Origin of the sequence: Mesorhizobium sp. M7A.F.Ca.US.007.01.2.1, assembly GCF_003998165.1 — a bacterium.
GTDB classification, from domain to species: domain Bacteria; phylum Pseudomonadota; class Alphaproteobacteria; order Rhizobiales; family Rhizobiaceae; genus Mesorhizobium; species Mesorhizobium ciceri.
Genome location: NZ_RZQP01000216.1, coordinates 1 through 10,809, shown reverse-complemented (window position 1 = coordinate 10,809; position 10,809 = coordinate 1). Strand labels below are relative to the sequence as shown.

Here is a 10,809-nt window from a genome sequence, read left to right as displayed (position 1 = left end):
GTGTGTCGCTCCAACGCGAAGGTGTTGTAGACGCCATTGCAAGCTCGGAAAGCGCCGTTGGGTGGTGTGTTGGTGTATACGGCGCGGCTGACGAGCCGCGTTGCGCCAACCCTGTAATTGCCGCCCAGCGTGTGCGCCGTCATCGTTGTCAGGAAAACCTGTTCGCCGCCATACGCGCCGCAGTCCATCAGCACGACCGCCTCGCGTCCGGCGATGTATCCTTCGGCAGTGACAGCGGAGCGGATGCGGATTTCCGCATTCTCGCGGCAGAGGCAGGTTGCCATCTCTTCCTGCCGGGTGTTTTCCAGGACCACCGTGCGCCCGGTCATCCGCGCCAGAAGTGCCGTGATCGGCTCGATGGACGCATCGAATTTCAGGCCGAACCCGCCTCCGACAGGCGGCACGGTGACCCGCACACGCCCGGGCGCAAGCTGCATGACCCTTCCGGTGACGTTGCGAACTGTCCAAGGCACCTGCGTCGAGGTCTGGATGTGAGCCCGGCCGTCCTCCCAGGAGCCGATGGCAACGCGCGGTTCGAAAGGCACATGGCTCTGCCGGCCGACGGTAAAGCTGCTCTCGACTATGCGTATGTCGGGACGGGCGAAGGCCGCATCGACGTCGCCGCGGCTGGATTTTGCCTCCCATGCGATGTTGCCGGCACGTGCGCCGCCCTCGGTGATCACCTCATAGCCGCGCCAGCCCTCGTGGACGAGACGGGCTGCGGGCTGGAGCGCTTCGGCCATGGTGGACACCGGTGCCAGCGGCTCGATCTCAAGCACGATGACGGCAAGCGCCGCCCGCGCCTGCTTCTCCGTTTCGGCGGCAACGACGGCGATTGGCTCGCCATGATAGCGGATGGTGTCGATGGCCAGGAGCGGATGGTCGGCAATGCCGATGCCGTAGAGGCCTGGCGCGTCGGCGCCGGTCGCCACCGCGCGCACGCCAGGACAGCGAAGTGCCGCCGAAACGTCGAGCTTGCGGATACGCCCCGCGGAAACGGTCGACCGCAGCAGCACGGCATGCAACATGTCGGGGCGAACCCGGTCGTTGGTGTATTTCGTCCGCCCACGCAGCTTGTCCTGCGCATCGCGGCGGGGAAGATTCATCACCGTGGCGGACAGCTCAGACATGGATGCCTCCCACCGACTGGCCAGCCTCCCGCGCTTGGTCAAGGCAGTCGGCCACGGCGTCGACGATCCGCTCATATCCGGTGCAGCGGCAGATGTTGCCGACCATCGCGGCCTTGATGTCGGGACGGCTCGCATGCGGATTGTCACGCACGAACGCCGAAAGGCTCATAACCATTCCCGGAAAACACATGCCGCATTGCACGGCATCGGCGGCCTCTAGATTGGCCTGGAGCGGATGCAGCACCTGGTTTCCGGAACTCAATCCCTCGATGGTCGTGACCGCGCACCCCTGGACCAGGCCAATCGGCTTCAGGCAGGACGGCACCGCTTCGTCGTCGACATGCACCGTGCAGGCGCCGCAGAAGCCTTCGCGGCACACGGCTTTGGTCCCCGTCAGGAATCGTTCCCGCCGCAAGATGTCGACGAGCGGCGTCATCGGATCGCCGTGAAAGCTGCAGTCCTCGCCATTCAGCTGGAATGTCACAACCATGCCAGGCCCTCGGTCTTGAGAAGTGCGGCAACACCGCGCTTGACCAGCGGCGGAAGAACCTGGCGCCGGTACCAACCCTCCGCTTCCCTGCCGTCGCGGCCCTGAAAATCATTGTGCTCCAGTGCAAGCCCGGCAGCGCGCTCCGGATCGAGCGCGGAGGCCTGGCTTGCCCTCATCGCCTGTTCGAGCGCCGTCCAGCGCCGCGCTACCGGCTCCACCGAGCCGACGGCGATGCGACATCGTTTGTCCTTGTCCACCGCAAGCGAGACGACGGCGACCGGATAGTCGCCAGCCTTCCGAAGCGGCAGGCGGATATGCGCGCTTGCGACAAGGTCGCGGCGCAGATGAATTCTCGTCACAATCGCCTCTGCCAGCAGCGCATGCCTGTCTTTGAGGAAATCCGAAATACCGATGAGTTTTGGGCCTTCGAACGTCTCCAGCTCCACCGTCGCCTCACAGACGAGAAGCGCAGGGGCGAGATCGGCGGCGGCAAAGTCGAGGGCACAAATGTTGCCGCCCACGGTGGCGACCCTTCGGATACCGGGATTGGCCGCGTTCTCCGCCGCGGCAACCAGACCTTCGAAGCCCGCTGCCCCATGCAACGCGCGGCCAAGGACTGCGTGGGTAACAGCTGCACCTATCACGACATGGCCCGAGTCGATTTCGACCTTGGACAAGGCCGGTATTCGGTCGAGTGCGACCACCGCCTCGGGAAGGTCGACCCCGCGCTGGGGATCACGCATCATCCAGGTGCCGCCTGCAAGCACCACCGCGCCCTGCCGGCGTGCGGCCATTGCCTCTTCAAGTGTGCTGGCCGCGGTGAACGATCGTCCCACGCCTGGTGCCATCTGTCATACCCCTCGGAGCAGCCAACCTTCGCGGCGCTGCGACATTGTTGCTCCAGCTTTAGGTTCCTGTGAAATAGTAATTCTTTGAATATGGTATCGAAAAAACAGATAACTCTGGCATCCCGCGAGCGCCCGCAAGATTGCGGCGCGCTCGCTGGCGCTCAAACCCAGTGGGTGACGGTCCGTTTCTCAAAACTCTCCCGGAACTGGGCGGTGGTTTTGGGAAGTAGTTCGCCAGTCTCCCAGTCGAGGATCACGGCATAGTGCCGAACCGCATCGAGCGTATCGATCTCGCCGGAGCGATATTTGCGCGCGACCTCCTCGGGATCCATGCGTGCCCAGCCCTTCCGTTTCGCCCGGATGTCGGTACGGCAGGCTTCGGTCGCCGTCTCGTCGATTTCATACTGGCACAGGTCGCGGTCGATTTCGCGGATCACCACACCGTAGTCAGTCCTGGCACGCTCCAGGGAAACGTAGTCGTCGATCACGTCCTCCATCACCTTGCGGGGCTCGCGCTGCAGTGGATCGCCGAAACCACCGCCGCCGGCCGTCGGACGAGCGAACTGGTCGCCTGTGTGGACGGAGTAATCGGAGAATACGGAGCCGAGCCAGATCTCGGTCTCTTCTCCGGCGCGCTTCATGGTCAAGCCGTGGGGCATCGACGGCAGGCCTCCTTCGACACCCCAGACGACAGCACGCTCGCGGTCGCAAATATAGGACATGACGGCATTTTCAGCCTCAAGCAGCAATGAGGTCTTCTGCACGCCGACGCCGCCCCGCCACTTGCCGGGCCCGGCTGAATCCTGCTTGATCTGGAACTCGAGCGTCCGAGTGGGATTGACCCGCTCGTTGCCTTCGTTCGGCTGCGACATCAGCCCGGTTCCGAAGCAGGCGGTTGTGACATCGGCACCATCCTTGCCGTTGCGCCCGCCCCAGCCGCCAGGCAGCCATTCGTAGAACATGAAGATCGGCTTTTCGGGTTTGCGCGCATCCCGTCCCCCGGCCAGCAGATATTCGAGGTTGAAGGCGCAGGCGATAGCGCGTTCGGGCATGATCTTCGACCACATCTCGAAGATCGCGTTCATGATCTTTTCAAACGGCATCAGGAACCCGGTCACCGCCACCGGCCATTCCGCGCTGACGATGCTGTTCTTCGGCGCGGTTACCTCGATCATCCGGTAAAACCCGCTGTTGAGCGGGAGGTCCGGAAAGAAGGTTTTCATGCCGGCGACCACGGCCGAGAAGGTCGCGCCCGGTGCGGAATTATACATCGAGGCAATGGTCGAGTGGCTTCCCGTAAAATCGTAGTGGATCGTGTCGCCCTTGATCGTCATCTTGATGCGGATCGGGATCATGCCCTCGCCGGCACCGAGATCCCGGTCGATGTAGTCGACCGTCTCCCAGGTGCCGTCGGGCAGCTCCGCCAGACGCTTTCGCACGGCACGTTCGACGTAGTCCTGAACCTCCTCCATACCGCGCATGACCTGGCCGCGCCCGTACTTCTTGACCAGCCGCAGCAGTTCGCGCTCGGCCGCCTGCGTCGCCTGCGCCTGGGAATGGATGTCGCCAATGATCGATGCGGGATCGCGCGTGTTGGCCGCGATCATGTTGGCAACATCGGAGCAGAAGCGGCCGCGCTGGAAAAGGCGCAGCGGCGTTATCCGCAGCCCTTCGCGGAACATGTCGCGGGCGGTGACGTCGAAGGAGCCCGGCACCGAGCCGCCGAGATCCGACCAGTGTCCGTTCGACTGGGAGAAGCCGATCAGTTTGTCTTCATCGAAGATCGGCCGGACGAGCCGAACGTCGCTGAAATGCGTACCGCCGGCATAAGGATCGTTGATTGCGTAGACATCGCCGGGTGCCATATCGCCTTCGAAGACCCGGATCACTTCCTTACACGTGTTGTGCAGTGTGCCGACATGGACCGCGATGTCGTAGTTGCCCTGGGCGACGGAGTTGCCATCGGCGTCGTGCAGGGCATTCGAAAAGTCTCGGTTGTAGATGACGAAGGAATAGCAGGTGCGAAGCATCTGTTCGGCCATCTGGTCGACGGTGGTGATGAAGGAGTTCTTCAGCACCTCGAACGTTACCGGATCGAGGCCAGGGCTCGTTTCAATCAGCTTTGTCATGTTTCAGCCTTTCGTCACGATGAGAATGTTCAGGAAGCCATCGACGGTCGCGCTCATTCCCGGCGGAACCACGGTGGTGGAATCGAACTGTTCGACGATGGCGGGTCCCGCAAAGGCAGCGCCGGCGCTGAGTTGGTCGCGTTCATAGACAGCCGCATCATGAGATACGCCGTCGAACCAGACGCCGCGGCGGCCGAGCGGCTCGGGCACATGAGGCAAGACTTCGTGTCGCGGTATCTCGGCTTTCGGGACGATGCCGATCGCCTTGACCGCGATGCGGAAGATCGACACCGGCGCCTCTTCGCGGCGGTAGTTGAACTCGCGTTCGTGTTCGTTGTGGAATGCCTCGATCAGCGGGCAGATGCTCTCGATCCGCGCCGGGGCTGACACCGCGAGCGAGCGCCATTGGCCCTGGTACATCATCTCGACCGTGCGCTGCAGCGCCATGTCTTCCTGCGCCACGCCCTCATGGCCCAGACGCTCAACCGCCTGTTTTTCCATCAGAACGAAGGCTGCCTGCATCTCGGCGGGCGAGACAGTCGAAGCATCGGCCATGAAGCTTTCGGAGAAATCGTGCTGCACGTCGACGAGAAGGCAGCCGAGCGCGGAGGTGACGCCGGGATTGGGCGGTACGATCACGGTTGGAATCGAAAGCTCCTTGGCCACGGCCGCTCCGTGCAAAGCGCCAGCACCGCCGAATGCGACCAGCGCAAAGTCGCGCGGGTCGTAGCCTCGGCTGATGGAGAGAAGCCGGACGGCATTGCCCATATTGGCGTTGGCGACGGCGATGATCGCCTCGGCCGCCTGGTGGAGCTCCATGCCGAAGGGTTCCGCCACCGTCTCCTGAACCGCCTCGGCGGCCAGAGCGGCGTCGAGCGTGATCTTGCCGCCCGCAAGGCTGGTGCCGAGACGGCCGAGCACCACATTGGCATCGGTGTTGGTGGCAATGAGGTTGCCATTCTTGTAGCAGGCCGGACCTGGAAAGGCGCCAGCGGACTGCGGCCCGTTGCGCAAGCTGCCGCCCTCGTCCTGCCATGCCAACGACCCGCCGCCCGCACCGATGGTCAATACCTCGATGGAGGGGAAGCGGATCGGATATCCGAATTCGATGTACCAGTCCTTTGTGATGCGCGACTCCCCGTTCCAGGCCAGCGAGACGTCGGTGCTGGTGCCGCCCATGTCGAAGCCGATCGAGTTCGGGTAGCCACAGAGATTTCCGATGAAGCGGCTTGCGATCGCGCCGGCGGCGATGCCGGATCCCGCGAGCCGGGCCGAGAAATCCTTGACGCTCGCGGGCGTCATGACCCCGCCACCGCTGTGCAGCAACAGGAGATCTCGCTTGTATCCGGCGTCGGCAAGCTTTTCTCCGAGACGCGACACGTAGTCGACGACGACCGGGGCGCAGACGGCGTTCGCCATGGTGGTGGAAAAACGTTCGTGCTCGAAGATTTCCGGCATCACCTCCGAGGAGATCGAGACCGGCAGATCCGGCATTGCCTCCTTCAGGATCTCACGCATGCGGCGCTCGTTGGCGCCGTTGACATAGGAGTTCATGAAGCAGACGGCGATGGACTTGACCTGCCGTTTCTTGAGAATCTCCGCGACACGGCGCGCGGCCTCTTCGTCCAACGCTTCCAGGATCGTGCCCTCGGCACTGACCCGTTCCCGGACGGTCAGCCGGTCGCGGCGCGGGATATAGGGCTTGGCGACATCTTTGTAGGTGTCCCAGAGATCTTCCTTGTTGGCGCGACGGATCTCTACAACGTCACGAAAACCCTCGCTGCAGACCATTGCGGTGCGCGGCAGACGGCGGGTGATCAGCGCATTGGTGGCGACCGTCGTACCATGAGAGAACATCGTTACCTCCGAAAGATCGATGCGCCCCTGCTCCACGCCATTCATGATGGCCTGCATGGGATCGTCAGGCGTGGAGGCGGTTTTTTCGATGCGGATCGCTCCGCTGTCTTCGTCCATGATGCAGATGTCGGTGAAAGTCCCTCCGACATCGACGGCAACTCTGATTCGGCTCATGACAGTTCCTTCGCAAGGTCTTGCGGGCAAAGCCCCGCCTTCGTCGCCCCTTGCCGGGGAGACGTTGCATGAATGGTGGAATTGGCCCGGATTTCGTTGGGACTAGTGGCGCTCTCGCGAGGCCGAAGAGCCGCCCGCCCGGATCGCTGCTTCGCGACGGGTATCCGTCGGTGCGCAGCCGAACCGCGTCCGGTAGTGCTTGCAGAACTGGGACTGGTCGGCGAAGCCCCAGCGGTAAGCGATCTCGGCTACGCTGCTGATGTTGGTCACCGACATCAGCTCCTCGGCGCAAAGTTCAAGCCGGGCGTCGCGGATGAAGCCGTTGATCGACTGGTTGCTGTCCTGAAAAAGGACCTGCAGGTAACGCAGGGAGATGCCGCAGGCATCAGCCACCGCCTGCGGGCCGAGGTCGGAATTCTTCAGATTGTCGCGAATATACTGCTCGGCACGATGCAAATGGCCGGCCCGGATCGACGAGATGCTGCTGTCCAGCACGCGATCGTCGCTCACGATCGACAGGCACAGCATTTCCAGGATGTGCCTGCCCATCATCTCACGAGCGACTTCAGTGATCTCATCGAGATGGCCGATCGTGGTTCGCACCGTGTCGAGGAAGAGCGCGGCGATGCCTTGGGTCGCGTCGAAACTGAGCGCACTGAGCCGTTCGGCGGATCCGATCCGTGCCCGAACGCTCGATGATGGTACCTTGAGGACCCACAGCGCGTTTGGCTTGCCGTGCCAGAATTCGTAAGGCGCATCTCCCCGCTCGACGAGAAAGCCCCCCGGCCTGCAATTGACGGTTCTCGACCCTTGCGAGAAATTCACCTCCGACATCTCCGGGATCGTGATGAGCAGGCTGGCGTCACGCTCGTTGAGGAAGTGGCGGCGGTGGCGACGATAGCTTACGGCATCGCAGCGCATTTTAGACACGCTGACGAGCCCAAGCGAGAAGGTTTCTAGCGTGCCTGAAAATTCGCGACGGTTCCGATACTCGGTGTCGAGCGGAAAATAGGCTTCGGTAACAGCGGCTTGCCAGGCATCACCGCCTGCGGGACCGCCGATCGTATCGACGACGTATTTCATTCCCCGACCTTTCTGGTTGACCCGGTTGTCCCGGTGTTGTTCCGAAGATTACAGGAATTCACCGGCGCGTATTGGTCAAAAACGAATAAACTTATGTGGTCGGTTGGCCCAGGACCGGAGCTCGCGACGGTTGCAGTTGTCGTCACGATCAGTGTGCAGCTGATCAAACCAGCCTTGGCGCGCAAACCGCCAGCCGACTTGGAACCATGCATTCTTTTCGCACACTCATTCAGGAAAAATTGTCGGCTTCCAGATGTGGGCGGAAATGATGTCCTGCAGTTCCGTGCGTACGGAAGAGTGGCAGCAGCGTGTAGCGGCGGAAAGCGACAATGTCCGCCTCGTCCTCAATCGAGAGCACCGTCGATCTCGGTTCCTTCGGACCAGTCGATAGATCGGCGACCGAAGCTCGCCTCTTCCACTTCGCAACCGTCTTCCGGTTGATCCCGTAGCGCTTGGCCAGCCCCCTCAGGCTCTCTTGACTATGCTGTATCGCTCGACGGACCGCCTCTGTCGTTTTGGCGCTCCCATGCAGAACTTGGCCCATAGCGCATCCTTTCATTCGGGAGACAAGGATGCTCCATAAAGCCCGGGATCAAACATCTAGGATCATCAGATCCAGCACCAAAGAAACAGAGGGGCTGTCGGCAGGGAACATGCAGACCATGAGCGACTGGTTGTCGGCTTGTCTCCGACTGCTCTGCGTCAGAATCACCTCAAAAGCGAAGTCGCTTGGCTAATCCGTCATTTCTGGCGAAAGGCGGAGTGGAACGACACAACCAGCGGGCCCAGAATGTAGTCGAGCGCGGTGCGTTCCTCGGTGACGATCATGACTGACGCTGGCATGCCCGGATAAAGCGCAATCTGTGGGGCTGCTGCCAATTCCACCGGATCGACCGCTACGTCGGCAAGATAGTAGGGAAACCCGGTCTTGCTGTCGGTAATGCGATCCGCCGAAATGCGGGTGACGCGGCCATGAATTATGGGTATTGAGCGCTGCTTGTAGGATGTAAAACGAACTTCGGCAGCCATATCGGGTCGCAGGTTCGATATGTCCTCGACGCGAATCTGGGCCTGGACGATCAGCGAATTTTCGGTCGGCACGATATCGAGGATGGTCTGGCCCGGCGAAACGATCGCGCCTATCGAGAAGACGCTGAGATCCATCACCTGGCCGTCATACGGCGCGCGCACCTCGGCTCGGTCCATGGCAGCCTGGGCGGCAAACATCTTGGGCACGAGGTCGGAAAGGCTCGATTGCGTATCGATCAGCATGGCCGACAGCTTGGCTCGGCGCTCATTTGTCAATTGTGCGATCTGGCTTTCGAGTTCGGCTTTGCTCTGTCGGCTGCCGCCGATCGCGCCGAGGTTCTCATCGATCAGGCCCTGCAGATCCGAGGCGGATCTTTCCAGCTCCAGGATGCGTGGGCGGGTCGTCAATCCGGCCTTGAGCAGCTTCGACAGGCTGGCCTTCTCGTTGATCGTCGATTGCAACTGGGCATGGTAAGATTCGACCCGAGACTGCTTGCCCTGGATCTGCTCCTCGAGTTCGGCAATGCGCCGCTCGAGGATTTGCCTGGCGCCGGCCATCGAGGCGCGTTGGCTTTCCAGATCGGCGATCTGGTTTGCCATTGCATCCCGAAGGTAGTCTTCGTGCTCTTTGAGAATGTCCTTGGGAAAGGCAACAACCTCGCTGCCGTCCAGTTCGGCTCGGATCCTGGCATCGGTTGCGCGCAACAGCGCATATTGCTGGGCATAAAGATTGAACTCGGACCGAATCCTGGTGTCGTCCAGCTTCAGCATGATGTCGCCCTTCCTGACGACGTCGCCATCCTTGACGCGGATCTCCTTCACCGTACCGCCGTCGAAGTGCTGTACGCTTTTGCGATTGCCATCCACCTTGACGATGGCGTCGGCAAGCACGGCGCCGTTCAGCGGGGCAAAGGCCGCCCAGCCGCCAAAGATGCCAAAGAAAGCAACGATGATCAGCAGACCGATATAGGCCGGCACCCGGATCGAATCCGGGGCCAGAATACCGGCGTCGCCAGGCAGGCTCCGGTAGGTAAGCGCGCCGTCGCTCATCGCTCTCTCCAAACACGGTTCATTGCGTTGCCACCGCCATTGGAGCCGCGCGCTGGTTGAGGAGCGCCACGATCTCGTTTCTCATGCCAAAGGCCTCGACGGCGCCATCGCGCAACAGGAGGATCTTGTCGACATTCGCCAGGGTCGAGGGCCGGTGAGAGACGATGATCACCGTACTGCCGCGGCGCTTGAGTTCGATCGCGCAGTCGCTCAGCGCGCGGTCGCCATCGGCATCGAGATTGGAGCTGGGCTCGTCGAGAATGATCAGGTTCGGCGTTCCGAACACTGCGCGGGCAAGAGCAATCCGTTGGCGATATCCTCCTGACAGCACTGCGCCGCCTTCGCCGATCTGCGTCTCATAGCCTTGCGGCAGGCGGATGATCATCTCATGCACGCCGGCGAGCCGCGCGGCCTCGATGACCTCCTGGTCGACATTGGTCTTGAAGCGGCCGATGTTGGCGGCGACCGTATCGGAGAAGAGTTCGATATCCTGCGGCAGGTAGCCGATGTGGTCGCCGAGCGCGTCGTGTCCCCATTGCGATAGGTCGGCCCCGTCCAGCCTGACGGTACCGCGGCTGGGTTGCATGACGCCCGCGAGATGACGCGCCAGCGTCGACTTGCCGGCGCCGGAAGGGCCGACGATTCCCAGCGTCTCGCCTGCTTCCAGCCGGAACGATACGTCCCGCAGAAGCACTTTCTGCTGGCTGGCGATTGCAAAGCTGACCTGCTCGACCGAAATCTTGCCGGTGGGCTTGGGCAGGTTGAACGATCTTTCGCTCTGCGCGCGCCCGTCGACCAGCTTCTCGACCCTTGCCAACGCCGCCCGCCCCAGGATCAGGCTGCGCCAAAGGCCGACGATCTGCTCGACCGGCTGCAGCCCCCGGCCCAGCAAGAGGCTCGCGGCGAACATGGTGCCGCCGGTGATCTGCCGCTCGATCACCAGATAGGCGCCGAGGCCGAGGATCAGCGACTGCATGGTGAGCCGCAGGAAACGGATCAGGCCCGACATCAGTGCGGCG

The 10,809-nt window shown here is 62.2% G+C and carries 8 protein-coding genes and 1 pseudogene; all 9 read right to left on the bottom strand.

Annotation, left to right across the window (positions count from 1 at the left end):
* Positions 1-1,130: molybdopterin cofactor-binding domain-containing protein (locus EN949_RS27950; protein ID WP_164782560.1), on the bottom strand; the 1,130-nt coding region annotated here is incomplete at its 3' end.
* On the bottom strand, positions 1,123-1,620 hold the full coding sequence (locus tag EN949_RS27945) for a (2Fe-2S)-binding protein (protein WP_127366647.1): 498 nt from the start codon (positions 1,618-1,620) through the stop codon (positions 1,123-1,125). The genes EN949_RS27945 and EN949_RS27950, both read right to left, overlap by 8 nt.
* Positions 1,611-2,468, bottom strand: a complete 858-nt coding sequence (locus tag EN949_RS27940; protein WP_127366646.1) for an FAD binding domain-containing protein — start codon at positions 2,466-2,468, stop codon at positions 1,611-1,613. Before EN949_RS27940 ends, EN949_RS27945 begins: the two co-directional genes overlap by 10 nt.
* A 161-nt stretch (positions 2,469-2,629) precedes the next feature.
* Positions 2,630-4,597, bottom strand: a complete 1,968-nt coding sequence (locus EN949_RS27935) for a hydantoinase B/oxoprolinase family protein (RefSeq protein WP_127366645.1) — start codon at positions 4,595-4,597, stop codon at positions 2,630-2,632.
* Positions 4,598-4,600: 3 nt separating this feature from the next.
* Positions 4,601-6,628 carry a hydantoinase/oxoprolinase family protein gene (locus tag EN949_RS27930; protein ID WP_127371845.1) on the bottom strand — a complete coding sequence of 676 codons (2,028 nt, stop codon included), beginning with the start codon at positions 6,626-6,628 and terminating at the stop codon, positions 4,601-4,603.
* 102 nt (positions 6,629-6,730) lie between these two features.
* Positions 6,731-7,711 carry a helix-turn-helix domain-containing protein gene (locus EN949_RS27925; protein WP_127367131.1) on the bottom strand — a complete coding sequence of 327 codons (981 nt, stop codon included), beginning with the start codon at positions 7,709-7,711 and terminating at the stop codon, positions 6,731-6,733.
* Positions 7,712-8,009: 298 nt separating this feature from the next.
* Positions 8,010-8,255, bottom strand: a pseudogene (locus tag EN949_RS27920) (IS481 family transposase); the annotation flags it as partial.
* A gap of 197 nt (positions 8,256-8,452) precedes the next feature.
* Positions 8,453-9,790: an HlyD family type I secretion periplasmic adaptor subunit gene (locus EN949_RS27915; protein ID WP_127371337.1), complete on the bottom strand. Its 1,338-nt coding sequence runs from the start codon at positions 9,788-9,790 to the stop codon at positions 8,453-8,455.
* Positions 9,791-9,809: 19 nt separating this feature from the next.
* A partial coding sequence (locus EN949_RS27910) for an ATP-binding cassette domain-containing protein (protein ID WP_127371844.1) occupies positions 9,810-10,809 on the bottom strand: 1,000 nt, incomplete at its 5' end.

What these genes read in the sequence shown, in the direction of transcription:
- EN949_RS27945 (WP_127366647.1), bottom strand. Translation starts at nt 1,620, where the DNA reads ATGGTTGTGACATTCCAGCTGAATGGCGAGGACTGCAGCTTTCACGGC.
- EN949_RS27940 (WP_127366646.1), bottom strand. Translation starts at nt 2,468, where the DNA reads ATGGCACCAGGCGTGGGACGATCGTTCACCGCGGCCAGCACACTTGAA.
- EN949_RS27935 (WP_127366645.1), bottom strand. Translation starts at nt 4,597, where the DNA reads ATGACAAAGCTGATTGAAACGAGCCCTGGCCTCGATCCGGTAACGTTC.
- EN949_RS27930 (WP_127371845.1), bottom strand. Translation starts at nt 6,628, where the DNA reads ATGAGCCGAATCAGAGTTGCCGTCGATGTCGGAGGGACTTTCACCGAC.
- EN949_RS27925 (WP_127367131.1), bottom strand. Translation starts at nt 7,711, where the DNA reads ATGAAATACGTCGTCGATACGATCGGCGGTCCCGCAGGCGGTGATGCC.
- EN949_RS27915 (WP_127371337.1), bottom strand. Translation starts at nt 9,790, where the DNA reads ATGAGCGACGGCGCGCTTACCTACCGGAGCCTGCCTGGCGACGCCGGT.